A 26,484-nucleotide genomic window follows, 5' to 3' on the forward strand; every position below is an offset into this window, starting at 1 on the left:
CATGACACCAGAGGGGCGGCTGCGGATCGCGGCCGACCGGCACCCGGCATCAGGACGGCGGCTCGGGGAGCCGCGGACGGAGGAGAAGTTGGCTCATACGCGAGGACTCAGCCTCGGAGACCATCGGATCGCCCGCAGCGCCGCGGAGATCGAGTACCTGCGCTGGAACGACGCCGTGTGCGCGGCGCTGTTCGGAACCGACAAGGCGGGCGAGCTGGTCCCGCTGGATCTCGACGACGCCGTGCTCGCCAGGATCGGCGCCGAGCACGAGATGGACGGGCCCTCGGTCCTGCGCGCGATCGCCGACTCGGTGACGCCGCTGCTGGTCCTCGACGGATCGCGCACCCCGGTCCTCGAGGCGTTCACGCGGATGAACACGCTGTGGTACCGCGACTCACGCCGCGCCCTGGACTCCCTGGAAGAGCTGGCCCCGCCGCCCGTCGTCGCGCTGCTGTGCCTTTTCGCCGTGGCCGGGCGCCACACCTCCCGTCTCGCCTCGCGCACCGGCGCCAAGGCGGCCACGGCCTTCTACCTGCCCCTGTCGATCCTGCTCGGAGCCGGCCAGGACAACGCCAAGGCCCTGGAGGCCTCGTTCAAGAAGGACGCCGAGGGCTACTGGGACGCCGTGCGCTACTGGCTCGAGCTGCGCGACGGCGAGGTCGGGCTGCCCGTGGGCGATGCTCTGAACCAGCGGCCCGTGGGTCTGGCGCTGTCCCAGTCGCTGCTCGGGGAGTCCGAGCGGCGCCAGCTGCACCAGATGTTCGAGGACATGGGGCTGACCACGGCCCAGGGGCTCTCGGCGGGGGAGCTCGGCATCTACCTGGACTTCTGGCTCGACGTGGCCGACACCGAGGTCTCGCCGGAGATGAAGAAGCTGTGGTCCACCTCCTCCACCCGCGACCCGGGTCTGGAGATCGCCCGCTCCGAGCTCATCCGCTGGGAGCGCTCGCGCGAGTCCGCCGGAGGCCCGGTGCCGGTGCGCCGCTCGGCGACCTCCCGGCCCGGTGAGCATTCGGCATCGCTGACCCTGGTCGACTCGGTCGACTACGTCGGCAATCCGCAGTTCGAGTTCGGCTTCGTGGTGCCCAAGCGCTACATGGCCGATCGCGATGTCGAGCTGGAGACCACCGCAGGGCCGCGCTCCGTCTTCCTGTCCTACATCGGCGATGCCTACCTGGGGATCTCCGCATACTCCGCGCGCATCGACCCGCAGTCGCTGCTGCTCGGCGAGTTGCGCCTGTCCGCCGGCGCCCACAGCTTCCGGCGCTCGCCGCGCCCGGTCGTCGTGTTCGCCAAGGACGGCTTCTCGGACACCTACATCTCCGTGGACCACATCCCGGCCGCCTGGCCGTGCCGCGTCCTGGTCCGCGACGACGAGGACCTGATCGCCGGCATGCGCGCGATCCTTGAGGACTCCGCCTCCCCGGACTTCACCTTCCGTCCCGCGGGCACCGCTGGCCTGCCGGAGGGCTGGGCCCTGTTCGACGGCGTCCAGGTCCTGCGCGCCGGCAACCCCGAGCTGACCGCCGATGACAACTTCTCCGGGATGGTGCCGCGGCTGGTCCCGTCGATCCGTCTCTCCGGCGGGCTGCGCATCCCCGGCGACGTCATCCGCTGGTCCACGCAGCGCCCGCCGCAGATCACGGTGGTCTCCGACTCGGATGATCCCCTGACCCTGGAGGTGGAGTGGCGCCACGCGGAGACCTTCCGCCTGGAGCGGCACAAGCTGGCCGAGAACCGCACCCCTCCGTTCCAGATCTCCGTGGAGTCCACTCCCATGGTCGGCCCGGACGGCCGGCTGCGGCCCAACGACTACATCCTGGTCCTCAAGGCCGGACGCACCGTGAAGCAGCGGATCGCCTACCAGGTCCGCGACACCAGCTTCTACATCACGCAGCGCTCGCTGGGATATGAGGGCGAAATGCTCCACGAGCCCACGGATGCGCTGTGGCCCGTCACGGCGGCGACCGCCGAGGAGCTGCCGGAGGAGTACGTCCAGGGCGCCTTCGACAACCTGGAGGCCCATCCGGTCGAGACCGATCTCGAACTGCCGCTCGTGCCGGGCTGGCACTCCGAGGAGGGCCAGCTGCTGGTGCCCCGGGAGAACGTGCTGCCGGAGCACGACGGCCCCTCCTGCCTGCGGACGGGGCGGCACCGCATCGTGATCCCGCCCATGGACCCCAAGTCCAAGGCGACCTGGATCTTCGGGCGCTGCCGCGACTGCGGCATGGAGAAGCGCTACCCGGGACGGCTGACCAAGGCCTCGGCGGTCTCGGAGGTCGGCTCGGCGGACGCCCTGCAGTTCATCGGCCCGGAGGTCGGGGAGCACCCGTCGTCGTGGGGCCCCTTCCGGGACGCGCTCACGTTCCTGGGCGGCGGCAAGCGCTCGTCGCTGTCCATCGTGGCCCGACAGCTCGAGGACACCGAGCGCTTCGAGGAGTGGTTCGTGGGCAACCTCCACGCGCTCGGATTCCTGGAGACGATCCGCGACGCCAACTGGACGGTGCGCCGCTGGCAGGTCTGCTCGCCGGCGCTGGCCCAGCTCGTGGACGGCTCGGTGCTTCTCACGGGCGGGTGGACGCCGCAGAAGGAGGCCCAGGTCGTGGCCGCGGCCGAGAAGGCGGGCGGCTCGGTGGTGACGCTGTCGCCCGAGGACCACTCCATGTCGCTGATCATGGATGCCGAGCTCGAATCGGTGGCGGAGCATCTGCCCGAGGGCCTGTGCGACGTCGTCTACGAGGCCGGTCCGGTCATGCTCGACACCCTCCCTCCGCTGTCGGAGGTCGAGCAGGGACTGCCGCGCGCGGAGATGCAGTACAACGGCGTGGCCGAGCGCTTCGACCCGGCCGATGCCACCTGGCACGCCACGACCGACCGCGAGCAGGTCGGGCTCTTCCGCATCAACCACCACCACCGCACGCGCTACCGGTTCCGCACCGAGGCAGACGTCGAGTCGGGCCACAGCCGACTCGTGAACTCCGGGCTGGGCAAGCATCTAGCCGCTCGCCAGGCCGGAGCCCCGCTGGCGGCGTGGGACGAGTCCCTGCAGCTGCTGTCGGTGCCGATCGGCGCGGAGCTGCCCGGGCTCTACGCCCGTGCCGCCGTGCTGTGCTCGGGGCTGATCCCCACCCGCGTGGACGACGACTTCTCGCTGAACTACGGCGACATCACCCGCGAGTTCGCCGAGGTGCTGGTCGCCAAGCTGATGGGCTGAAGAACCAGATCCGCCACGACGGCGGGGCCGGTGCGCGTGCAGCGCACCGGCCCCGCCATCGTCGGTCCCCTGATCAGCCGGCGCGCACGATCCGGCGCACCGAGCGGTGGCGCTGGGAGGTGATGCGGGCGCGCTCGTAGTGGGCGAGCAGCTGGTCTCCGATGGCCGCCCAGGTGCGGGACTCGACGGTCGCACGTGCGGCGCGGGCGAAGGCCGCCCGCTTGGCGTCATCGCCCACGAGGTCGCGGACGTGGTGCTCCAGCTGGCCCAGGTCGCCCGGGCGGTACAGCCAGCCGTTGCGGGACTGATCCACCAGGTCCAGGGGGCCGCCGCGGCCCGTGGCCACCACCGGGACGCCCGAGGCCATGGCCTCCTGGATCGTCTGGCAGAAGGTCTCGAACTCTCCGGGGTGCACGAAGACGTCGAACGAGGCCATGGTCCGGGCCAGGTCCTCGCCGCCCTGGAAGCCGGCGAAGTGCGCGTTCGGCAGCCTCCGGCGCAGAGCCTCCTTCTCCGGGCCCGAGCCGACGATCACCAGCCGGGAGTCCGGCAGGGCGTCCAGGCGGGCCAGGTCCTCGACCTGCTTCTCCGCTGCGAGCCGGCCGACGTAGCCGATCAGCTTCCGGCCGCCGCCGATCTCCTGGCGCCAGGCCTCGTCTCGCTTGGCGGGATCGAAGCGCACGGCGTCCACGCCCCTGCGCCACATGTGCACGCGCTGCACCCCGTGCTCGTGCAGCTGGCGGATCGCGAACGTCGACGGCGCGAGCGTCACGGTCGCGAGGTTGTGCAGCGTCTGCACGTGGCCCCACAGCACGTCCTCGAGGAACGGGGCGCCGTAGCGGGCGGCGTAGCCGGGGATCTCGGTCTGGTAGACGGCCGCGCAGGGCACGCCGAGCTGGTGGGCGGCCTGGACGCCGCGCCAGCCGAGCACGAACGGGGAGGCCAGGTGGACCACGTCCGGGGCGAAGCGCTTGAGGATCCGGCGCACGGTCGCGGTCGGCCCCGCGGCCAGGCGGACATCGGGGTAGCCGGTCAGCGGCACGGCCGGCAGGCGGTGGACGACGAGCCCGTCCAGGGACGGATGTCCGGCGGCGTCGCCGTCGAGAGCCTCGACCGTGTGCGTCATCTGCAGCGGATCGGCGGCGGGGCAGATGACCATCGCATGATGGCCCTGGGACCGAAGATGCTCGATCACGCGGATGACGGAGTGGGTGACTCCGTTCATATGGGGCAGGAACTGTTCGGCGATGACAGCGATTCTCACGCTGTCCAGTGTGGCGCTGCACGGGGCACGCAGCGTCGCCGAGCAGTGGCCTGGCGGTGAAGCCGATGTGAACTCATGCCCGCCGTCTGTGCGGTCCGTCTCCCCGGGGACTGGCAGGCGAGCGTGAGACCATGTGCGGCGATGACCGATCGACCTGCTTCCCCGGCTTCCCCATCCGCTCCGGAGTCCTCCGTCGCCCCTGGCGGGGCCCCGGAGGAGATCCTGGCCGTCTCGGTGCCCTGGCACCGCGGCGTGCTGCCCGGGCTGGGCATCGCTGTGCCCGTGCTCGCGCTCACCATGATCGCACTCGTGCTCTCGACCGTTCTGGGCAGCTTCGAGCATCTGCCCGCCGCGGTCGCGGGCGGGCTCGGTGCGCAGCTGTGGCTGCTTTCCCTCGGGGTCCCTGTCGACGTCCTGATCGCCCCGGCGGAGGGGCTGGGGGCCGAGGGAGGCGTGGTGAGCCTGGTGCCCCTGGGCCTCAGCGGGCTCACCGCCTGGCTGTCCTTCGCGGTCGGCGTGCGCATGGCACGGGGTGCGCCCTCGGGGGCCCGGCTCGGGGCCGCGGTGCTCACCGCGGGGCTCACCCACGCCGTGCTGGCCGCCGCGGTCGCGGTCGTGGGGCGCACCCCGGCCTCGGCCGCCTCCCCGCTGTGGGCCCTGCTGATCGGCGGCTGGCTCGTCTGCCTCTTCATCGCGATCGGAGCCATGGTCGAGGAGGGCTCTGCGGCCGCCCTGGTGGGGCAGCGCACGGTCGCGCGAGCACAGCGGATGCGCCAGGACTACCGGTGGGCCGGATCCTATCTCTGGGCGCTGCTGCGCGCCGGAGGCATCGGCGCCCTGTGCGCCGTGCTGGCCGGTGCGGTGTGCATGCTGCTGGCCCTGGCCACCGGGGCCGAGTCCATGCTCGAGGCCCACCGCGCGCTCGGCACGGACATCCCCGGCGACATCGCCGTGGCGGTGCTGCACTTCGCCCTGCTGCCCAACCTCGTGCTGTGGGCCTCCGCCTGGGCCTCGGGCGCCGGCTTCGCGATCGGCGACGGCACCGCGATCACGCCGGCCGGAACCCAGGCCGAGGCACTGCCCATGCTGCCGGTGCTGGCGATCCTGCCCGGTCACGATCCGGCGCCGGCGCTGCTGGCCGCCCCTGTGCTGCTCGTGCTCGGCGGGTTCGCCGCCGGTCACTGGTTCGCCCGCGAGGGCGAGGACCACCTGGGCGAGTGGATCGCGGTGCGCCTGCCGAGCCGGTGGCTGTCCGCGCCCCTGGTCATCGTGCTGAGCTCGGTGCTGATCGGGGCGGTCGCGGGTGCGCTGATGCTGCTGCTGGGGGCGGTCTCCTCCGGATCCCTGGGACTGGGCGCCCTCACGGAGGTGGGTCCCGATCCTGCGCGCCTGGCGCTGGCCGTCGGGCTCGAGGTGGCGCTCGGGGCCCTGATCGCCCTGATCCTCAGCCCCTGGACGGACCATCGCCGTGCGGTGCGCACGGGCGCGGCAGCCGCCGAGCCGGAGGCGGGTGCTTCCGAGGACGACGAGCTGTGGAGCGTCCAGGACGAGGACGAGCGGGCTCGGCAGGAGGCGGCCTCGCGCGCCGAGGCGGACCGCCAGCGGGAGGCGCGCCGACGCGCGGAGATCAAGCAGGGTCGCCGCCAGCGCGCCGAGGCCGTGCAGGCCAAGAGGCAGCGCAAGGAGTCCGCGGACGAGCGCCGTCGGCGCAGGCGCAAGGCCGTCCGCGACCGCTGAGCCCCGGCCCTCTTCAGGAGGTCGGCCCGTCCGCCGGAGCATCCTGGGCGGAGCCCGGCAGGATCGCTTCGCGCAGCCCGTCCTCGAGCTCCTGCTGGCAGGACGACGTCCCGGCGATCGTCACCGAGCTCGACATGCAGGTGTCGTAGGCGGAGACCTGGTCCCAGAACAGCAGCCGCGCGCCGCCGCCGATCAGGCTCCACAGCCCGATGACCAGCGCGATGACCGAGGTCATGATGATGGTGGCCTTGCGCGGTGCGCGACGGATCCGCGCCAGCGCCACGACGGCCAGGATCATCCCGGCCACGGCGGCCACGAGTCCGGCCAGCGTCATCCACAGCGGCCCGGAGCTCAGCAGCATGGCCGCGCCCACCGCCAGCAGCGCGATCAGCGCGGTGCCCGCGGGCCCGCTGAGCACGCGCGGCTCCTGCTCCTCGCCGCCTGGCCCGCCGTCGCCGCCCGGTCCCGGTCGCGGGGTCGTGGGGCTCGGAGGGGGAGGTGCGGAGCTCATGGCCACGAGTCTACGGGCCGGGCCTGCGCCGATCGCACCGGTGGCCCGCAGGGCCGGGCACGGGCAGACACCCGACGGCTGACGCGGCGGCTGCTCGGGCGCCGATAGGATTCCAGACATGCGCCTCGTCATCCTCCTCTCCGGCTCCGGGACCACCGCACAGGCTCTGCTCGATGCCGTCGCCGACGGCCGGATCCCTGCCGAGATCGTCGCTGTGGGAGCCGACAAGGACTGCGCCGGGCTCGAGCGCGCCCGTGCCGCAGGCGTCGAGGACTTCCTCGTGGCGCCGTCGTCGTACTCCGACCGCCCCAGCTGGAACCGCGCGCTCCAGTCCGCGGTGGCCGAGCGCGAGCCCGACCTGGTGATCCTGGCCGGGTTCATGCGGATCCTCGACGCGCAGTTCGTGGCAGCGTTCGCCGATCGCCTGATCAACACCCATCCGGCCCTGCTGCCGTCCTTCCCCGGCGCCCACGGCGTGCGCGACGCCCTCGCCCACGGGGTGAAGATCACCGGCGCCACGGTCCACCGCGTGGTCCCGGAGGTCGATGCGGGGCAGATCCTGGCCCAGACCGCCGTCGCCGTGGCCCCGGAGGACGACGAGGACTCGCTGCACGAGCGGATCAAGGCCGCCGAGCGGGAGCTGCTCGTGGACACGGTCGCCCAGCTCTCCCGCGGCTGAGCAGGGCACAGGCGCCTTCCCTCCACGGGTCCTAGACTGGTGCGCGCGCCGGAAGCGGCGCCGAGCCCCGATCCACCATCAGGAAGTGACCGTCTGTGAGCCAGAACCAGCTGGACCGCCTGCCCCTGAAGCGCGCGCTGATCTCCGTCTACGACAAGACCGGTCTGGAGGAGCTCGCCCAGGGCCTGCACTCCGCCGGAGTCTCCCTCGTCTCGACCGGCTCCACGGCCAAGCGCATCGCCGAGGCCGGCGTTCCCGTGACCGAGGTCGCCGACCTGACCGGGTTCCCCGAGTGCCTCGAGGGCCGGGTGAAGACCCTGCACCCGCGCGTGCACGCCGGCATCCTGGCCGATCGCCGCAAGGACGACCACGTCCGGCAGCTGCAGCAGCTCGAGATCGAGTCCTTCGACCTGGTGGTCGTGAACCTGTACCCGTTCGCCGAGACCGTGCGCTCCGGCGCCGGGCGAGACGAGGTCGTCGAGCAGATCGACATCGGCGGGCCGTCCATGGTCCGCGCGGCAGCCAAGAACCACCCGTCCGTGGCCGTGGTCGTGGACCCGGCCCGCTATGACGACGTCGTGGCGGCCGCCTCGGACGGCGGGTTCGACCTGGCCGCGCGCCGCCGCCTGGCCGCCGCCGCCTTCTCGCACACGGCCGCCTACGACACCGCCGTGGCCGAGTGGACCCAGAAGACGCTGCTTGCGGACGACCCGCAGGCGGACCTGGTCATGCCGCCGTACGCCGGTCTGGGCTTCGAGCGCGCCGAGACCCTGCGCTACGGCGAGAACCCCCACCAGGCCGCGGCCCTCTACCTGGATCAGGCGGCGTCTGCGGGCATCGCCCAGGCCGAGCAGCTGCACGGCAAGGCCATGTCCTACAACAACTACGTCGACGCCGACGCCGCTCTGCGCACCGTGGGCGACTTCGACGAGCCCGCCGTGGCGGTCGTCAAGCACAACAATCCGTGCGGTCTGGCCGTGGCCACACCGGGCGCCGAGGACCCGGTGGCTGACGCCCACCGCAAGGCCCACGCCTGCGATCCGCTCTCGGCCTACGGCGGAGTGATCGCTGTGAACCGGCCGGTGAGCGAGGCCATGGCCCGCGCCGTCAAGGACATCTTCACCGAGGTCGTGGTGGCTCCGGACTTCGAGCCGGCCGCCCTGGAGATCCTCACGCAGAAGAAGAACATCCGCCTGCTGCGCCTGCCGGAGGGCTTCGGCCGCGATCCGCTCGAGTTCCGTCAGATCTCCGGCGGCGCGCTGATGCAGGTGGCCGATCGCAGCCAGGCCGAGGGCGACGATCCCGCGAACTGGACGCTCGTGGCCGGTCAGGCCGCCGATGAGCAGACCATGGCCGATCTGGCCTTCGCCTGGAAGGCGCTGCGCCCGGTGAAGTCGAACGCGATCCTGCTCGCCGATGACGGCGCCACGGTCGGCATCGGCATGGGCCAGGTCAACCGCGTGGACTCGTGCCGCCTGGCGGTCGAGCGGGCGAACACCCTGGACTCGGACGGCAAGCGCCGCGCCGAGGGCTCCGTCGCCGCCTCGGACGCGTTCTTCCCGTTCGCCGACGGCCTGGAGGTGCTGCTGCAGGCCGGTGTGCGGGCCGTGGTCCAGCCCGGCGGGTCGATCCGCGACGAGGAGGTCATCGCGGCCGCGGAGGCCGCCGGAGTGACCATGTACACGACCGGGGCGCGCCACTTCTTCCACTGAGGCTCCCCCCCCCCCCGCCATGAGCTGAGGCCCCCGCACCGATGGTGCGGGGGCCTCAGCTCATGGGCGCTGCGGATCAGCGATCGACCGTGGAAAGCCCCTCCAGGAACGCCTGCTGCAGCTGCTGCTCATCCGTGGCCTGGTGGTAGGTGCCGCCGGTGACGCCCGCGATCGCGCCCAGGGCGACCTGATCGGCGTCATCGGAGATGCCCAGAGTCACGATGCGCACGGGCTTGGCCGGGTCCTGCTCCCGCTCGAGCGTGCTGATGAGCTCCTCCGTGCGCATGGGGTCGTCTTGGCCGTAGACCTGCTGGCCGCCGTCGGAGACCAGGATCACCGCGTTGAGCTGACCGGGCTGCCAGTTGCGCTGCTGCTCACGGAAGGCCGCGAGCGTGGTCTCGTAGAGCTCGGTCTCGCCGCCCTCCTTGTACTCGGCCTGGGCCATCTCCGCCTGGAGGGCCTCGCGCTGGGTGAGCCCGTCCTCGTCGGGGACCTCCTCCTCGATGCCGCGCACCGGCTGCAGCTCGATGTAGGGCTCTCCTTCAGGGCCCATGTCTCTGGAGAACAGCCACAGTCCCAGGCTGTCGCGGGCCGGGAACAGCTGTGCGCCCATGGACAGGGTGCCCATGGTGGAGTCCCAGCGGGTCTGGCCGCTGTCCTCCTCCTCGCCCATGGAGCCGGAGGCATCCACGACCACCAGCGCATTGAGGGGGGCCGACTGACGGTCGTAGGTCTCGGCCACCTGGTCGTAGGCGGCGCGATCCTCGATCTCCAGCCGTTCGGGGATCTCGATCGAGTGGTCGTCCTCGAGCGGTGCACCGTCGGCGGGGCGCAGGCCGGCATCGGCCAGGGCCTCGCGGCCCTCGTCGGTCTCGAACCAGGCGGCGATCTCGTCGGCGGCGGTCTGCACGGAGTTCGAGCTCGACAGCGAGCCGCTGGTGACCATCAGAGGGTAGTCCAGGAAGGCCGTGCCGCTGTCCGGCACGCCGGCGCGCAGATCGGAGGCGGCGTCGTCATCGAGCAGGTCGTGCTCGGCCACGATCGACTGGCCGCCGTCCTGCTCGACGGCTTCGAGCAGCCCGGTCGCGTCCAGCAGCGGGGAGGAGACGTCCTGGGTCTGGGCGCGCAGCGTCAGCGCTTCCTGGGCCGCCGCGGGGTCGACCTTCTCGCTCTGCGCCTCGGCGGTCACCGCCTGCATGGCCGCCTGGGCGCCGCCGTCGTCGAGGGGATCGCCCATGCGGGCGCCGTTCTCCTCGAGCAGCTCGGTCCAGGTGCCGGGCAGGTCCTCGGAGCCGTCTGCGGAGGCCACGACGACGGGGGAGGAGGCCAGGGACGGGGTGTGCCTCTGCACCGCGTCGTCGAAGCCCGACTCATCGACGCGCCCGGAGGAGTCCGGGATCCAGAGGGGCTCGGAGAGCTGGCCGCTGCTCGCGCGCTCGGCAGTCTGCGCGCTGGACTGCTCCACGACGTCCAGGCGGACGCAGGAGTCGGCTTCGATCGGCTTGTGCTCGAGCGCCCGGGCCATCTCGGGCGTGGCCGCCACGGCGATGCGCACGGTGGATTCGCAGGAGGAGGGGGTTCCGCCGGTCCCGCCGGCGGTCACGGCCCACAGCCCTGCACCGCCGACCACGAGAAGTCCGGCGGTGCCGACGATCGCCCAGCGGCCGCCGGACTTCGTCTTCTCCGCTTCGCGCGCGGCGCGGCGTGCATCGCCGTTGGTCATGGGTCTCTCCTCCCGGGGGCGCCGCTCTCACTGCCACATGAGAGGGGCGGGCACGCTGGCGAAGGGGGCCCGGGACAGCCGGGGTCGCAGCGCAGGCTGTTGCAGTCTGGCACGGGCCGGAGCAGAGGAGCAGGCTGTGGCCGTCCCCACTCCGGGGGAGCTCTGTCCCGAAAAGGGTCCTGCTCGGCGGTCAATGAATAATGTCCTATACGATGCGCTGCCTCCGACTCCTCGTCGAGCGAATGTGACGGAGCAGGCGAGGCAGGGCGGCCCAGCAGCGAGGCTGAGCGCCCGGTCGCATCGGGCGTGCTTTGTGATGCGCTCCGGGTGAGCCAGACTGAGGGGGTGATGGAAGAGCAGAGCAGCGCCCCAGCAGACGATCCTGTGCCGTCGGAGGCCGCTCAGGGGCCGTCCGCGTCCAAGGGCCGGGCGCCCACCATCTACGACGTCGCGCGGAGGGCGGGGGTCGCTCCCTCGACCGTCTCCCGCGCGTTCGCCCGCCCGGGACGCGTGTCCTTCGAGACCGCCGAGCGCATCCGCGCCGCGGCCGACGAGCTCGGCTACCGCGCCCGCACGATCACTCGGCGCACCGATGCCCGCGAGGGCACCCGCATGATCGCCCTCGTGCTCAGCGACATCTCCAACCCCGTGTACTTCGATCTGCTGCGGGGGGCCGAGGAGGCCGCCGCCGACGCCGACTACACGATCGTGCTGGCCAACTCGCAGGAGACCGTCAAGAAGGAGCAGGAGGCGCTGGGGCGGGTCCTGCCGCTCGTGGACGGCGTTCTGATGGTCTCGTCCCGCATGTCGGACTCCGCCGTGCGGATGACGGCCAAGCAGAAGCCCACGATCATGCTCAACCGGGCCGTCTCCGGGGTGGTCTCCGTGGTCACGGACAACGCCATGGGCACCCGTCGGGCCGTCGAGCACCTGGTCTCGCAGAACATCCGGGACATCTCCTACGTCGCCGGGCCGGAGGCCTCCTGGACCGACGGCATGCGATGGCGGGCCGTGCGGGAGACCGGAGCGGCGCTGCACGCGCGCATCCACCGGCTGGGGCCGGTCGCTCCCACGATCGCGGGCGGCCGGGCCGCAGCGCTGAGCTGGATGGAGCACCGCACCTCGGGAGTGATCTGCTACAACGACCTCATGGCGGTGGGGTTCGTGCGCACCCTGCAGGAGCACGGGCTCTCGGTCCCGCGCGACGCCGCGGTGATCGGATACGACAACATCATGCTGCTGCCGTACGTCTCCCCGAGCATGTCCACGATCGCCGCCCCCGTGCACGCGATCGGCGCCACGGCCACGAAGAACCTCGTGGCCATGATCCGCGGAGCCCAGCCGACCTCCAGCCGGCCCCTGGTCCTGCCGAGCAAGCTCGTGGTGCGCCAGTCGAGCCGGGTCCTGGAGACGCCCACGCTCAGACGGCGCTGAGACCGCCCGCCCCGAACGCCCGTTCCGGATAGGATCGGGACATGCCCAGGGTCAGCGATCAGTTCCGCGCCGCACGGCGTCAGGCCGTCCTGGACGCCGCCTCCGAGTGCTTCCTGGCCCACGGCTACCGCGGCGCCTCGATGCATCAGATCATCGCGGCCACCGGGCTCTCCGCCGGTGCGCTCTACCACCACTTCCCCGGAGGCAAGGCCGAGCTGGTCTCCGAGTGCGTGCGCACGGGCCTGGACGGCGTCCTGGAGGCCATCTCCCCGGCGGATCCGCGCACCGAGCAGCCGCAGGAGGGCTTCCAGCCCGATGCCTGGCTCGTGGGCGCGCTCGAGCAGCTGGCTGCCTCGCCGCGGCTGGCCCGGCTGCTGCTGATCACCTGGGCCGAAGCGGCCGTGGATCCCGCGGTCGCCGAGCTGATGGGCACCCACCAGGAGACGCTGCGCTCGGCGATCGACCGCGTCTTCGCCGACTGGGCCGTCGCCGAGCTGGGGCTGGCGGAGGCCAGCGCCCGACAGTGGGTCGAGATGTTCTCCCAGGCGGTGCTCTCCGTGCTGCAGGGCTGGGTCGTGCAGTCGGCGCTGCTGCCGGGCTTCGACCACGAGGCCTACCTGGACTACGCCCGCACCCTCGTGGCCTCCGACGAGGGCTGAGCAGACCCGGCCCCGCAGCGCCGTCCTGCGCGTACTGTGAGGCCATGGATCCTCAGCAGCAGCCCCTGCCCGTGCCCACCCTGCTTCCGTGGAAGGGCCGTCTCCCCGACGTCGCCGACGACGCCTTCATCGCCCCCACCGCCGTCCTGATCGGCGACGTGGCGGTCGGGCCCGGCAGCGGGGTCTTCTACGGCACGGTCGTGCGCGGGGACCGCTCCGCCCTGTGTCTGGGGGAGGGGTCGAACCTGCAGGACAACTGCACCGTGCACTCCGATCCGGAGCACCCCTGCACCATCGGGGACCGGGTCTCGGTGGGCCACGCGGCGGTGCTGCACGGCTGCACCGTGGAGGACGACGTCCTGATCGGCATGAGCGCCACCGTGCTCAACGGGGCGGTGATCGGCACGGGATCGCTGGTGGCCGCCGGCGCCGTCGTGCTCGAGGGCACCGTGGTCCCGCCCGGCAGCCTGGTGGCCGGCGTGCCTGCCAAGGTGCGTCGCGAGCTCACGGACGAGGAGCGCCAGGCGGTGCGGAGCAACGCCGCCGAGTACCTCGAGCTCTCGCGGCGCCACCGCAGCCTCCAGCACGAGGCCTGAGCCGACCGGCTGGACGACGAGAGGGTGCCGACGCTCCTGGAGCGTCGGCACCCTCTCGTCGCAGTGCTCGCCGTGCGCCCGTCGCGAAGGGACGGACGCACGGTGCGGCTCAGGCGCTGCCGGTGCGCTGTCCGATCGCCACGGAGATCCTCTGGCCCGCCTGGAGCGTGTACTCGGAGCCGTCGACGTGGATGGTCACCGGATCGGCGCCCTTGGAGGAGCCCTCCACCTCCAGGACCTCGTGGTCGATCCTGACGCTGAGGACCTGCCCGCGGTACAGGACCCTGAAGCTGACGTCGTGCAGCTGCGGCGGCAGGTGCGGGCTGAACTCGATCCAGTCGCCGCGCACGCGCAGGCCGGCGTAGGCCCGGGTCACGACCTCGACCGAGCCCGCCATGGCACCCAGGTGGATGCCCTCGCCGGTCGTCCCGCCCTGGGTGTCGTCCAGATCGATGACCAGCGCGTCCTGGAAGGAGGCCCAGGAGCGGTCCGGATTGACCCAGGCCTGCACGGAGGCGTTGACCACCTTGGACAGAGACGACCCGTTCGACGAGCGCTGGATGTAGTAGTCCACGGTGCGCTGGATGACGTCGTTGTCGACCTCGTAGCCCATGCGCCCGAGCTCCTCGATCACGCCCTCCGGGCCCAGCAGGTAGACCAGCATGATGGTGTCGGCCTGCTTGGAGAGCTTGTAGTTGTTCGTCATGTCGCCCTCGTTCTCCAGCAGGAGGTCCAGGCGGCCGATGTTGCGGTACTTGCCGCGGTAGAAGTCCCAGTCCAGCTCATCGAGGGAGTCGTAGCCGTCGTACTGGGAGATCGTGCCGTCGGAGTTGAACGGCACCGCGAGCTTCTGCGAGACCTCGTGCCAGTGCTCGGCCTCCTCCGCGGTCACGCCGAAGCGCGCCGAGAGCTCCTCGCGCTGGTGCTCGACCATGTCCTGGAAGATGTGCGCCGAGTGGCGGAACAGCCACGCGGCCAGGACGTTCGTGTACGCGTTGTCCTTGAGACCGCCCCCGTGCTGGCCGCGGGGGCCGTCGTGGTACTCGTCGGGGCCCATGACGCCGCTGATGTGGTAGCGGCCGTCGGCCTTGTCGTACTCGGCCAGGGAGTCGAACAGGCGCGTGATGCCGATGATCAGGTCCGAGCCGTGGCCCGAGAGCCAGTCCAGGTCACCGGTGGCCTCGTAGTACAGCCACGCGTTGTAGGCGATGGCCAGGCCCACGTGGAACTGCCGCCACGAGTTGTCCGGCAGCCAGCGCTGCGAGTGGTGGTTGAACAGCTCGGGCGGGGTCTCCTCGCGGCCGTCCGAGCCCGACTGCCACGGGAAGGCCGCTCCGCGCAGGCCGAACTGGGTCGCGCGGTGCTGCGCCTCCGCCAGACGGCGCCAGCGGTAGGACAGCAGCGAGCGGGTCACGTGCGGCTGGTGCAGCGAGATCACCGGCAGGATGTAGAGCTCGTCCCAGAAGATGTGGCCGCGGTAGCCCTCGCCATGCAGTCCGCGGGCCGGGACGCCGGCATCGCGCAAGGACATGTGCGGGGCCAGCGTCTGCGCCGTGTGGAACGTGTGCGTGCGCAGGGCCAGCTGGGTCAGCAGGTCCTCAGGGCGCTTGTCGATCTCCTCGTCCAGGGCGACGTCGTAGCGGCGCCACAGCTGCTCCCACTCGACCACATGGGCCTCGAGCAGCTGGCCGAAGTCCTGCGGGTTGCGGTTCAGCTGGGACAGGGCGCCCTCGCTCGGGGAGCCGATCGCGGCGTCGCGGCTGGTGACCACCGCGGTGGTCTGGGCCACGGTGACCGGCTCGCCCTTGCGCAGCGCGATCTGGAGGCGGCGGAACTCCGTGCCGCCGGGGCGGATCTCGCGGCGGGCGCGCACGGAGGCGGCCCCGTCCACGTGGGTGCGCTGGGCCGTGGCGATCTGGATCTGCGACTGGTTGGTGCGCACGAGCGACAGCAGCGTCTCCTGCTCGTCCGCCAGCGTGGTGGACTCCTCGAGCACCAGGTGGTGCGAGTTCAGCTCGCGGTACTCCTTGACGCCGTCGTTGACGACGCTGGGGTCGATGCCCGTGCGCACGTGGATGCGCCCGGTGAAGTTCTGCGACTCGAAGACGGTCTCCTGCGCGCCGATGTGGCGGTGGCGCAGGGAGACCAGGCGACGCTGGATGACCTTCAGCACGGCACGCTCACCGGACTCGGCCGGGTCGCCCTCGCGATCCGTCAGCGTCATGGTGCGGGTCAGCAGGCCGCGGCGCAGGTCGAGCTCGGTGCGCTCGTCGGAGTAGTCCAGACCGCCCTCGGACAGCCACGTGCCGCCGGCGATGCGCACGTCCATGGTGGTCCAGTTGGGGACGTTGACCATGGACTCGTGCTCGACGTCCCGGCCGTTGATGTGGCTGACCACGCGGTTGAACACGCCGGCCAGGTAGTTGCCCGGGCTGTGCACGCCGTCCTGGGAGCGCTCGCTGTGGGAGCCGCGCACGCCCATGTAGCCGTTGGACAGCGTCATCAGGGTCTCGCGGCGGGCCTGCACGGCCGGGTCGAAGCCCTCGAAGACGAGCTTCCACGGGTCGTCGCGGCGCGCGCCGAGGTCCAGCTCGCCGACGTCGTTCAGCACGACGTCCGCGCCGCCGCGGTAGAGCGCCTGGCGGTCGCCGTGGCGGGCGATGCCCACCACCAGTCCGAAGCCGCCTGCCGCGCCCGCCTGCACGCCGGCCACGGCGTCCTCGACGACGACCGCATCGGCCGGGTCGACGCCGAGCTCCTGGGCGCAGCGCAGGAAGGTGTCCGGGGAGGGCTTGCCGGGCAGGCCCTCGGCCTGGGCCATGGCGCCGTCGACGATGAAGTCGAAGAGATCGGCGACCTCGGCGCGCTCGAGCACCGTGGTCGAGTTGCGGGAGGCGGTCACCAGGCCCACGGGGACCTCGCCCTCGCGAAGGCGGCGGATCAGCTCGATCGTGGCGTCGAAGACGCGGACGCCCTTCTGCTCGAGCGCGGCGTTGAAGTAGTCGTTCTTCAGCGCGGCCTGGCCCTGGACGGTCCACGTGCCGGGGGCCTCGTCGTCCGAGCCCTCGGGCAGGAAGGCCCCGCGGGAGGCCAGCAGCGTGCGGATGCCATCCTCGCGGCGGCGGCCGTCGACGAAGTCGCGGTAGTCCCGGGAGATGTCGAACTCCCGGCGATCGATGGTGCCGTCGGACTTCAGGGCCTGGAGGCGCTCATCCGCCAGGAGGGCGTCGAACAGCGACTTCCAGGCGCTGGCGTGGACGGCCGCCGTATCCGTCACCACGCCGTCCATGTCGAAGATCACAGCGGCAAAGGTGGTCCGCAGGTGGTCCGCGGAGCTCTCGGCGGCGGGGCCGCCGGGATGGATCTGCTCGAGCGATGCGGTGAAGGGCGATTGCGGAAGGGCGTTCACGGGCACTCCTGAGGGTCCTGCGCTGGGCCCGAGTCGACCGGCAGACAGGCCGGCGATGCTCAGGATCAGGGCGCGGCGGTGCGTCTGGCTGGAGGACTTCCTGCCGGTCGTCGGCGAGCAGCGCTGTGCGCATTCGCTTGCCGACGGAAGCAGGTCCGGGGCAACCCTACCGGCGAGAGGGCCTCGGCGCAGTCCCTGCGGAGGTGTCGGGATGTGCGCACTTCGGGTGCCTCGAGCAGGTCGTGCCGCCGGGCTCGGAACACGATGAGCCGGAGCACTAGAGTGGATGAGAACGTTCAGGACCGTCCGTGCCAGATGAGGAGCCACGATGAGCCCCAGTCGTCCCAGCATCACCGATGCGCCGCTGTCCGAGGTGGACCCGGAGGTCGCCGCTGCGATCACCGCCGAGGTCGGTCGTCAGCGCGACACCCTCGAGATGATCGCCTCCGAGAACTTCGCCCCCCGCGCGGTCCTCGAGGCCCAGGGCTCGGTGCTGACCAACAAGTACGCCGAGGGCTACCCCGGACGCCGCTACTACGGCGGCTGCGAGCATGTCGACGTGGTGGAGAACCTCGCCCGCGACCGCGCCACGCAGCTGTTCGGGGCCTTCCACGCCAACGTGCAGCCGCACTCGGGCGCCCAGGCCAACGCGGCGGTCATGGCGGCCATGATGCAGCCCGGCGACACCCTCATGGGCCTCTCGCTGGCCCACGGCGGGCACCTGACCCACGGCATGAAGCTCAACGTGTCGGGCAAGCTCTACGACATCGCCCCCTACGAGGTGGACCCCGAGACCCTGGTCCTGGACATGGACAAGGTCCGCGAGCAGGCCGTCGCCGCCCAGCCCAAGGTGATCGTGGCCGGCTGGTCCGCCTACCCCCGCCAGCTCGACTTCGAGGCCTTCCGCTCGATCGCCGATGAGGTCGGGGCCACCCTGTGGGTCGACATGGCCCACTTCGCCGGTCTGGTCGCCGCGGGTCTGCACCCGAACCCCGTGCCCCACGCGGACATCACCACCTCCACGGTCCACAAGACCCTGGCCGGACCCCGCTCGGGCGTCATCCTGACCACGGAGGAGTGGAAGAAGAAGGTCGACTCCAATGTGTTCCCGGGCCAGCAGGGCGGACCGCTCATGCACGCGATCGCGGCCAAGGCCGTGGCCTTCAAGATCGCAGCCTCCCAGGAGTTCCGCGAGCGGCAGGAGCGCACCCTCGAGGGCGCGCGGATCCTGGCCGAGCGCCTGACCGCCTCCGATGTCACCGAGGCAGGCGTCTCCGTGCTCACCGGCGGCACCGACGTCCACCTGGTGCTCGTGGATCTGCGCGAGTCCGAGCTGGACGGCAAGCAGGCGGAGGATCTGCTGCACGAGGTCGGCATCACGGTCAACCGCAATGCGGTGCCGTTCGACCCCCGCCCGCCCATGGTCACCTCCGGCCTGCGCATCGGCACCCCGGCGCTGGCCACGCGCGGCTTCGGCGCGGCCGAGTTCGAGGAGGTCGCCGACATCATCGCGACCGCCCTGAAGCCCGGTCCCGACGTCGCCGCCCTGCGCGCCCGCGTCGACAAGCTGGCCGCCGACTTCCCGCTGTACGAAGGGCTCGAGAACTGGTGAGCGCACAGATCCTGGACGGCCGCGAGACCGCACGGCAGATCAAGAACGAGCTCGCCGAGCGCGTCGCCGCGCTCGGCGAGCGGGGCGTGGTCCCCGGGCTCGGCACGGTCCTGGTCGGCGACGACCCCGCCTCGCACTCCTATGTGGCGGGCAAGCACCGCGACTGCGCTGAGGTCGGCATCACCTCGATCCGCCGCGACCTGCCGGAGGACATCTCCCAGGAGGATCTCGAGGCCGAGATCAGGGCGCTGAACGAGGACCCGGCCTGCACGGGCTACATCGTGCAGCTGCCGCTGCCGAAGCATCTGGACACGAACCGGATCCTCGAGCTCGTGGATCCGGACAAGGACGCCGACGGCCTCCACCCCACGAACCTGGGGCGCCTGGTGCTCAACGTGTCGGATCCCATGGACTCGCCGCTGCCCTGCACCCCGGCCGGGATCGTGGAGCTGCTGCAGCGTCACGGCGTCGAGCTGCGCGGCAAGGAGGTCCTGGTGGTGGGCCGCGGCGTGACGGTCGGACGGCCGATCGGGCTGCTGCTGACGCGCCGGGAGATCAACGCCACCGTCACGCTGGCCCACACGGGCACGCAGGACCTGGACTCGCTGCTGGCCCGCGCGGACGTCATCGTGGCAGCCGCTGGTCAGCCGCACATGATCGGCGCCGAGCAGATCAAGGAGGGCGCGGTCCTGCTCGACGTCGGAGTCTCCCGAGTGGAGGAACCGCAGAAGGGCAAGAAGGTCCTCACCGGAGACATCGATCCGGCCGCAGCCGAGCGGGCCTCCTGGATGTCGCCCAACCCCGGCGGCGTCGGGCCCATGACCCGAGCCATGCTGCTCGTCAACGTGGTCACGGCCGCCGAGCGGCTGGCGCAGCAGGGCTGATCGTCGGCGGGGCGCGGCCGTGCTCGTCCCGCGAGCCCTCACGAGACAGGCCCCTCGGTGCGCTCGGCGCACCGAGGGGCCTGTCCGACTGCCGAGGGACCGCGGGACGAGGATCCGCCGGGGGCGAGAGCCGGGCGCGCTGATTCGCGGGTCCCGTGCCGATGCGGAACAATGTGGGGCATGCAGCAGATCGGCACCGAGAACCCGTCCCGTCAGAGCACTCCCGCAGCCTCTGGGCGCACGGGGCTGTGGATCTCGCTGATCGGGATCGCGGCGCTCGTCGTGATCTTCGTGGTGGCCCTTCTGCAGGCGGCCAACGAGAGCTCGCTGCTCGGCTGGATCCTGGCCGGCATCGCCGCCGGCTGGCTGCTGATCGCCGCGTTCGTGCTGTGGTCGGTGCGCAAGGCGGCCCGCTTCGGCGCCCGGCAGATGGAGGAGGCCCAGCGCACCGCGCAGCGAGCCTTCGGACGGGCCCCGGCCGCTACGCAGAGCGCGCCGGCTCCGAGCCGCTCGATCACCGACCAGAAGATCGAGCACTCGTTCCAGATCATCATGGTCCAGACGCGCGTGATCTCCGCGAATCTGCCCGCTGCAGACGGCTCGAACCCGGGAGATCGCGCCCAGGTCGACCGCGCTCTGGATACGATCGCGGTGACCGCCTCGAACGGCATGGGCATGGTGCAGGACTCCGCCGCTCCGGTGGACGGCGACATCGTCGACTGAGCGGTGCAGCGTAGCTCGGAAGCAGCAGGACCCTCCAGGCCGCAGAGCCGACAGGCCCCGGCCGGGACCGAGGACTCGGAGGACGCCGCCGGGCGCCGACCAGTGCGCCGGACGCTCGGGCAGACCCCATGAACGGACGCAGACCACGAGAGGAGCGCCGGTGAGCGCAGAGACCACCGCACAGCCCGCAGAGCAGGAGGGCGCCTCCGTGCCCCGCGAGCAGCTGCTGCGCATCGCCAGCATGAACGTGAACGGCATCCGGGCCGCGTACAAGCGGGGGATGGCCGAGTGGCTGGCCCCGCGCGACGTCGACGTCCTGTGCCTGCAGGAGGTCCGCGCCTCCGACGCGATCGCCCGCGAGCTGCTCGGCGAGCAGGAGTGGGAGATCCACCACCAGGAGGCCGAGGCCAAGGGCCGCGCCGGAGTGCTGACCGCGGTGCGCCGCGGCGCCCATGGCGGGACCCTGAGCCCGGAGGCGCGCCGTGAGGGCCTGGGCGACGGCCTGAACGACTCCGGGCGCTGGGTCGAGGACGACCTGCGGCTGCCGGACGGCTCGCTGCTCACCCTGGTCTCCGCCTACGTCCATTCGGGCGAGGTCGAGACTCCCAAGCAGGTCGACAAGTACGCCTTCCTGGAGGCCATGCTCACCCGCCTGCCGGAGCTGGCCCAGACCGCGGACCACGTGCTGGTCGTGGGCGATCTGAACGTGGGCCACACTGAGCTGGACATCAAGAACTGGAAGGGCAACGTCAAGAACTCGGGCTTCCTGCCGGAGGAGCGAGCCTACTTCGACCGGTTCTTCGGCGACCTCGGCTACGTCGACGTCGCCCGCCGCCTGGCCGGCGAGGTCCCGGGCCCCTACACATGGTGGTCCTACCGCGGCAAGGCCTTCGACACCGATGCCGGCTGGCGCATCGACTACCACATGGCCACCCCGGCACTCGCAGAGCGTGCCGTGCGGGCCGTCGTGGACCGCGCCGAGAGCTACGACACCCGGGTCTCGGACCATGCCGCGCTCGTGGTCGACTACCGGCTCTGACCGCGCGGGTCCGGAGCAGACCCGAGCCCCCAGCACCGAATCATCCGCGACGACGGGCCCCGTCGTCCTCGCAGCAGAGAGAAGCACCGCTCGTGACCACCGCAGACACCCCGACCGCCAGCACCAGGCCCCGCGTCCTGTCGGGGGTGCAGCCCTCGGCCGATTCGCTGCACCTGGGCAACTACGTGGGCGCCATCCGCAACTGGGTGTCCATGCAGGACGGCAGCGACTGCGTGTTCTTCGTGGCGGATCTGCACTCGATCACCGTGCCGCAGGATCCGGCGGAGCTGGCCCAGCGCACCCGCGTGACGGCCGCGCAGTACATCGCAGCGGGCATCGACCCGGAGCGCTCCACGCTGCTGGTGCAGTCGCACATGCCGGAGCACAGCCAGCTCGCCTGGGTGCTCAACTGCATCACGGGTTACGGCGAGGCTGCGCGCATGACGCAGTTCAAGGACAAGTCCGCCAAGCAGGGCGCGGACTCCACGAGCGTGGGTCTGTTCACCTACCCGGTGCTGATGGCCGCCGACATCCTGATCTACCAGGCCGATCAGGTCCCCGTGGGAGAGGACCAGCGCCAGCATCTCGAGCTGACCCGCAACCTGGCCCAGCGCTTCAACCAGCGCTTCGGCGAGACCCTGCGCGTGCCGGAGCCGCGGATCATGACGGAGACCGCCAAGATCTACGACCTCCAGAACCCCACGGCCAAGATGTCCAAGTCGGCCGAGTCGGAGAACGGCCTGATCCGCCTGCTGGACCCGGCCAAGAAGAACGCCAAGAAGATCAAGTCGGCCGTGACCGACGACGGCGCCGAGATCCGCTTCGACCGCACCGCCAAGCCGGGGGTGTCCAACTTGCTGACCATCTACTCGTCCCTGACGGACCGCCCGATCGACGACATCGTGGCCGACTACGAAGGCAAGATGTACGGCCACCTCAAGGTGGACCTGGCCGAGGTCGTGGCCGACACCCTGGATCCCATCCAGTCCCGCGCCCAGGAGCTGCTCGACGATCCCGCAGAGCTCGATCGCATCCTGGCCCGAGGGGCGCAGAAGGGACACGAGATCACCTCACGGACGCTGTCCGAGGTGATGGACGCCGTCGGCTTCCTGCCGCCGGCGCGCTGAGGGCCCTTGCCCAGCTCGGCTCGCGGCCAGGGGCCGCCGATCGACCCGGAGGAGGAGGGGGCGCGCCGCCCTCAGGCAGGCGCGCAGTCCTACGTCCTGGAGCCGCCGGCCGTCCCTCCGGCGGCAGTGGACCGCGACGGGCTGCGCCGTGAGGCCAAGAGGCAGCTGTCGATCCTGCGCCTGAAGCGCCGGCAGGGGGCCGGTCTGCTCTCTCAGCTCGGCAGCGTCTTCGGCTGGGCTCTGGCCTCGGTGTGGACCCTGCTGCCCGGTCGGCTCGTGATGCACTACCTCTTCCACGGCGGGCCCCTGATGGCCGCGGGGCTGTCCTACAACATGCTCTTCGCCTCCGTGGCCGTGCTCGTGATCGGCTTCGCGATCATGGGCCGCTGGCTCGGCTCGGACTCCGAGTTCCGGGACCTGGCGATCGACGCGGTGGAGCAGTCGGTGCCGGGGCTGCTGAACTCCGGGCATGGGGGCCTGATCCCGGTGTCCATGCTGGAGACCACTCAGCAGTTCACCGTCACCTGGATCGTGGGCGCCGCCATCCTGGGCTTCACCGCCTGGCGATGGGCTGCGGGGATCCGGCTGTCGACCCGGCGGATGTTCGAGGTCCCTCCTTCGCGAGGAGCTCCGGCCGCGGCGGTGCCGCGGGACATCGTGGGGCTGCTCGTGCTGGTGATGGTGCTGTCCGTCTCGCTGGTGCTCAACGCCGAAGCGGCCGGCGCCCTGCGCCTGCTCGAGGACCAGGTGGGGCAGGTGCCGGTGCTCAGCCCCCTGGTCCGCTTCATGGACGGCGAGGTCGCCTACGGGGCAGCCACCGCGGTCGGGGTCGGAGCCGATGCGCTCACGCTGTTCCTGATGTACCGAGTGGTCGCCCAGCTCAAGCCGTCGTGGTGGGTCATGACCTGCATGCTGATCCTCGGCGCCGGCGGGAACTACGTGCTGCGCGAGGTCGGCGGGCTGGTCATCCAGGCCATGACCTCGAGCCCGTACCTGCTCTCGATCGCCATCACCGTGGGCGTGCTGCTGTGGTTCTACTTCTTCAGCCAGATCATCCTGGTCTCGGCGGCCTTCGGCGCCCTGGTCCAGGCCGACACCCATGGCGGGCATCCGCAGCCGGTGGGGGAGACCCGGGCCGTGGCCGCGGTCGCGGTGGCCACCCTCGACGACGTCCGCGCTCACGAGCGCGGCCTGCTCTGACGCACTGCTGCCCGTTGCAGCTCCTGCGGGGAGCCTCCTCGCGCTCGGTGCGGCCTCTGCGCCCCCATCGCTGCCCCGCTGCTGCGCGCCCCGTCGATGGGGCCGTCGCCGATGCCGCGCCTGCGCAGCCCCTCAGCGCTGACGGGCTGCCGTCCTGCGGCCTCATCCGGTCGGACCCGCTGAGGCCGCAGAAGCGCCGTCGATCACCGCTGAGGGGCTGCGGTGGTGCGGCGTCAGCTCGCCGGGCCGGCTGACGGCGGCACCGAGATCGCCGGGGAAGCGACGAGCCCCGTCGGTCCGTGGACCGACGGGGCTCGTCGTGCGTCTGAGCGGCCGCTGGGGCGCTGCTCAGGGGGAGATCACATGGAGGTGGCCAGCGCGGCCTGCTTCACCTCGGCGATGGCCTTCGTGATCTGGATGCCGCGGGGGCACGCCTCGGTGCAGTTGAAGGTCGTGCGGCAGCGCCACACGCCCTCCTTGTCGTTGAGGATCTCCAGACGCATGTCTCCGGCCTGATCGCGCGAGTCGAAGATGAAGCGGTGCGCGTTCACGATCGCCGCGGGGCCGAAGTACTGGCCGTCGGTCCAGAACACCGGGCAGGACGACGTGCACGCGGCGCACAGGATGCACTTGGTGGTGTCGTCGAAGCGGGCCCGGTCCTCGGGGGACTGGTAGCGCTCGTACTCGGGCTCGTTGTCCTCGTTGATGAGGAACGGCATGACCTCGCGGTACGACTGGAAGAACGGCTCCATGTCGACGATCAGGTCCTTCTCGCAGGGCAGGCCCTTGATCGGCTCGATAGTCAGGGGCTTGGACAGGTCCAGGTCCTTGAGCAGCACCTTGCAGGCCAGGCGGTTGCGGCCGTTGATGCGCATGGCATCCGAGCCGCACACACCGTGCGCGCAGGAGCGGCGGAAGGACAGCGAGCCGTCGATCTCCCACTTGATCTTGTGGAGGCAGTCCAGCACGCGGTCGGTGCCGTACATGGTGACGTTGAACTCTTCCCAGGTGACCTCGGAGGAGAACTCGGGGTTGTAGCGACGGATGCGCACCGTGACGTCGAAGGACGGAATCGACTCCGACTGGGTGCTCTCGTCGGTCTTCTCAGCAGCGGCAGTGGACATCAGTACTTGCGCTCCATCGGCTCGTAACGGGTGAAGATGACGGGCTTGGTCTCCTGGCGGATGCCAGCGGTCTCCGAGGACGGGTCGTCGTAGACCATCGAGTGGACCATGAAGTTCTCGTCATCACGATCGGGGAAGTCCTCGCGGGCGTGACCGCCGCGGGACTCCTTGCGGTGCAGAGCGGCCACGGACATGACCTTGGCGAGCTCGAGCAGGAAGCCCAGCTCCACGGCCTCGAGCAGATCCAGGTTGTAGCGCTTGCCGCGGTCCTGGATCGAGATGCGGGAGTAGCGCTCCTGCAGCTTCTCGATGTCCTGCAGGGCCTGCCAGATGGAGTCATGGGTGCGGAACACCTGCATGTTCATGTCCATGGTGTCCTGCAGGTCCTTGCGGATGGCGCCGACCTTCTCCTCGCCGTGATCCGAGCGGGCGTTGTCCAGCAGCGCCTCGGTGCGCGCCGTGGCGTCGTCGGGGATCGGCAGGAACTCGGCGCGCTCGGCGTACTGGGCGGCGAAGACGCCGGCGCGCTTGCCGAACACATTGATGTCGAGCAGCGAGTTGGTCCCCAGGCGGTTGGAGCCGTGCACGGACACGCAGGCGACCTCGCCGGCGGCGTACAGGCCGGGGACGGTCTTCTCGGAGTTCTCGAAGACCTCGCCCTTGATGTCCGTGGGGATCCCGCCCATGCAGTAGTGGGCGGTGGGGAACACCGGGATGGGCTCGTAGTACGGCTCCACGCCCAGGTAGGTGCGTGCGAACTCGGTGATGTCCGGCAGCTTCTCGTCGATGTGCGAGGGCTCCAGGTGCGTCAGGTCGAGCAGCACGTAGTCCTTGTTCGGACCGCAGCCGCGGCCCTCGCGGACCTCGTTGGCCATCGAGCGGGCCACGATGTCGCGGGGCGCGAGGTCCTTGATGGTAGGGGCGTAGCGCTCCATGAAGCGCTCGCCGTCCGAGTTGCGCAGGATGCCGCCCTCGCCGCGGGCGGCCTCGGAGACGAGGATGCCCAGGCCGGCCAGGCCCGTGGGGTGGAACTGCACGAACTCCATGTCCTCCAGCGGCAGGCCGCTGCGGAAGGCGATGGCCATGCCGTCGCCGGTCAGGGTGTGCGCGTTGGAGGTGGTCTTGAAGACCTTGCCGGCGCCGCCGGAGGCGAACACGACCGACTTGGACTGGAAGACGTGCAGCTCGCCGGTGGCCAGCTCGTAGGCCACCACGCCCGAAGGACGGCGCCCCTCGGGGGTGTCCACCATGATCAGGTCGAGCACGTAGAACTCGTTGTAGAACTCGATGTTGTGCTTGATGCAGGCCTGGTAGAGGGTCTGCAGGATCATGTGACCGGTGCGGTCAGCGGCGTAGCAGGCGCGGCGCACGGGGTTCTTGCCGTGGTCGCGGGTGTGCCCGCCGAAGCGGCGCTGATCGATCTTGCCCTCGGGCGTGCGGTTGAACGGCAGACCCATCTTCTCGAGGTCCAGGACGGCCTCGATGGCCTCCTTGGCCATCACCTCAGCGGCATCCTGGTCCACCAGGTAGTCGCCGCCCTTGACGGTGTCGAAGGTGTGCCACTCCCAGTTGTCCTCCTCGACGTTGGCCAGGGCGGCGCACATGCCGCCCTGCGCCGCGCCAGTGTGGGAGCGGGTGGGGTAGAGCTTGGTGAGAACCGCGGTGCGGGCGCGCTGGCCGGACTCGAGGGCCGCGCGCATTCCAGCGCCGCCGGCGCCGACGATCACGACGTCGTACTTGTGAACCTGCATTCCAGTGTTCTTTCTGTTGGGAGTTCGTGGGAGGTGCTGGGCGGCGCCGCCGCAGTGCGCGGGCCCGGCGTCATCGGCGGGCGGGA

19 protein-coding genes are annotated in these 26,484 nt (G+C 71.1%); 13 read left to right on the forward strand and 6 right to left on the reverse strand.

Translation table 11 applies throughout. The annotated features are described in order from the left end of the window. Positions 1–88 precede the first annotated feature (88 nt). On the forward strand, positions 89–3,214 hold the full coding sequence (locus tag QSJ40_RS03990; RefSeq protein WP_204782776.1) for a hypothetical protein: 3,126 nt from the start codon (positions 89–91) through the stop codon (positions 3,212–3,214). 73 nt (positions 3,215–3,287) lie between these two features. On the opposite strand, the gene QSJ40_RS03995 is transcribed toward QSJ40_RS03990, so the two are convergent. Further along, positions 3,288–4,478 (reverse strand): glycosyltransferase family 4 protein, encoded by a 1,191-nt coding sequence (locus QSJ40_RS03995; protein WP_053446941.1) that lies wholly within the window; start codon positions 4,476–4,478, stop codon positions 3,288–3,290. A 141-nt stretch (positions 4,479–4,619) separates the two neighbouring features. Here QSJ40_RS03995 and QSJ40_RS04000 point away from each other — a divergent pair, with 141 nt between their 5' ends. After that, positions 4,620–6,215, forward strand: a complete 1,596-nt coding sequence (locus QSJ40_RS04000) for a cell division protein PerM (protein ID WP_278856077.1) — start codon at positions 4,620–4,622, stop codon at positions 6,213–6,215. Between the two features lie 13 nt (positions 6,216–6,228). On the opposite strand, the gene QSJ40_RS04005 is transcribed toward QSJ40_RS04000, so the two are convergent. Beyond that, positions 6,229–6,726, reverse strand: coding sequence for a hypothetical protein (locus tag QSJ40_RS04005; RefSeq protein WP_155930929.1), 498 nt, complete (start codon positions 6,724–6,726; stop codon positions 6,229–6,231). A 118-nt stretch (positions 6,727–6,844) separates the two neighbouring features. Between QSJ40_RS04005 and purN the strand changes: the two genes are divergently transcribed. Next, on the forward strand, positions 6,845–7,405 hold the full coding sequence (purN, locus tag QSJ40_RS04010; RefSeq protein WP_006215525.1) for a phosphoribosylglycinamide formyltransferase: 561 nt from the start codon (positions 6,845–6,847) through the stop codon (positions 7,403–7,405). A 95-nt stretch (positions 7,406–7,500) separates the two neighbouring features. Further along, entirely contained in the window at positions 7,501–9,117 is a 1,617-nt protein-coding gene (gene purH / locus QSJ40_RS04015) for a bifunctional phosphoribosylaminoimidazolecarboxamide formyltransferase/IMP cyclohydrolase (protein ID WP_006215524.1), read from the forward strand. Positions 9,118–9,193: 76 nt separating this feature from the next. Here purH and QSJ40_RS04020 read toward each other — a convergent pair whose 3' ends face one another. Continuing rightward, the gene (locus QSJ40_RS04020; protein ID WP_285729016.1) at positions 9,194–10,840 is read right to left on the reverse strand and encodes a substrate-binding domain-containing protein; all 1,647 of its coding nucleotides are present in this window, start codon (positions 10,838–10,840) and stop codon (positions 9,194–9,196) included. Between the two features lie 348 nt (positions 10,841–11,188). On the opposite strand from QSJ40_RS04020, the gene QSJ40_RS04025 reads away from it, so the two are divergent. Genes QSJ40_RS04025 through QSJ40_RS04035 form a run of 3 tightly spaced genes read left to right on the forward strand, consistent with a single transcriptional unit; the run spans position 11,189 to position 13,529 of the window. Then, positions 11,189–12,274 (forward strand): LacI family DNA-binding transcriptional regulator, encoded by a 1,086-nt coding sequence (locus QSJ40_RS04025; protein ID WP_006215522.1) that lies wholly within the window; start codon positions 11,189–11,191, stop codon positions 12,272–12,274. A gap of 41 nt (positions 12,275–12,315) precedes the next feature. Continuing rightward, positions 12,316–12,933, forward strand: a complete 618-nt coding sequence (locus tag QSJ40_RS04030; protein ID WP_006215521.1) for a TetR/AcrR family transcriptional regulator — start codon at positions 12,316–12,318, stop codon at positions 12,931–12,933. 44 nt (positions 12,934–12,977) lie between these two features. Further along, positions 12,978–13,529, forward strand: coding sequence for a gamma carbonic anhydrase family protein (locus QSJ40_RS04035; protein WP_006215520.1), 552 nt, complete (start codon positions 12,978–12,980; stop codon positions 13,527–13,529). Between the two features lie 109 nt (positions 13,530–13,638). Here the strand turns inward: QSJ40_RS04035 and QSJ40_RS04040 are convergent, their stop codons facing one another. After that, positions 13,639–16,938, reverse strand: coding sequence for a beta-phosphoglucomutase family hydrolase (locus QSJ40_RS04040; RefSeq protein ID WP_285729022.1), 3,300 nt, complete (start codon positions 16,936–16,938; stop codon positions 13,639–13,641). Positions 16,939–17,266: 328 nt separating this feature from the next. On the opposite strand from QSJ40_RS04040, the gene glyA reads away from it, so the two are divergent. From glyA to QSJ40_RS04070, 6 genes are all read left to right on the forward strand, one after another. Continuing rightward, entirely contained in the window at positions 17,267–18,550 is a 1,284-nt protein-coding gene (glyA, locus tag QSJ40_RS04045; RefSeq protein ID WP_006215518.1) for a serine hydroxymethyltransferase, read from the forward strand. Next, on the forward strand, positions 18,547–19,434 hold the full coding sequence (locus QSJ40_RS04050; RefSeq protein WP_285729025.1) for a bifunctional methylenetetrahydrofolate dehydrogenase/methenyltetrahydrofolate cyclohydrolase: 888 nt from the start codon (positions 18,547–18,549) through the stop codon (positions 19,432–19,434). The genes glyA and QSJ40_RS04050 overlap by 4 nt, the downstream gene beginning before the upstream one ends. Before the next feature lie 180 nt (positions 19,435–19,614). Beyond that, positions 19,615–20,157 carry a hypothetical protein gene (locus tag QSJ40_RS04055; RefSeq protein WP_006215516.1) on the forward strand — a complete coding sequence of 181 codons (543 nt, stop codon included), beginning with the start codon at positions 19,615–19,617 and terminating at the stop codon, positions 20,155–20,157. 208 nt (positions 20,158–20,365) lie between these two features. Continuing rightward, a complete protein-coding gene (locus QSJ40_RS04060) occupies positions 20,366–21,196 on the forward strand; it encodes an exodeoxyribonuclease III (protein ID WP_285729583.1) in 831 nt (276 codons plus the stop codon). 92 nt (positions 21,197–21,288) lie between these two features. After that, positions 21,289–22,323, forward strand: coding sequence for a tryptophan--tRNA ligase (gene trpS, locus QSJ40_RS04065; RefSeq protein ID WP_206390826.1), 1,035 nt, complete (start codon positions 21,289–21,291; stop codon positions 22,321–22,323). A gap of 6 nt (positions 22,324–22,329) precedes the next feature. Beyond that, positions 22,330–23,523: a YhjD/YihY/BrkB family envelope integrity protein gene (locus tag QSJ40_RS04070; protein ID WP_006215513.1), complete on the forward strand. Its 1,194-nt coding sequence runs from the start codon at positions 22,330–22,332 to the stop codon at positions 23,521–23,523. Between the two features lie 359 nt (positions 23,524–23,882). Here the strand turns inward: QSJ40_RS04070 and QSJ40_RS04075 are convergent, their stop codons facing one another. Together QSJ40_RS04075 and sdhA are read right to left on the reverse strand one after the other, a co-directional pair. Then, entirely contained in the window at positions 23,883–24,647 is a 765-nt protein-coding gene (locus QSJ40_RS04075; protein ID WP_006215512.1) for a succinate dehydrogenase iron-sulfur subunit, read from the reverse strand. Continuing rightward, positions 24,647–26,398: a succinate dehydrogenase flavoprotein subunit gene (sdhA, locus tag QSJ40_RS04080; protein WP_006215511.1), complete on the reverse strand. Its 1,752-nt coding sequence runs from the start codon at positions 26,396–26,398 to the stop codon at positions 24,647–24,649. Before sdhA ends, QSJ40_RS04075 begins: the two co-directional genes overlap by 1 nt. Between the last annotated feature and the right edge of the window lie 86 nt (positions 26,399–26,484).

It is taken from the genome of Kocuria sp. NBRC 114282 (genome assembly GCF_030268385.1).
GTDB classification, from domain to species: Bacteria; Actinomycetota; Actinomycetes; order Actinomycetales; family Micrococcaceae; genus Kocuria; species Kocuria palustris.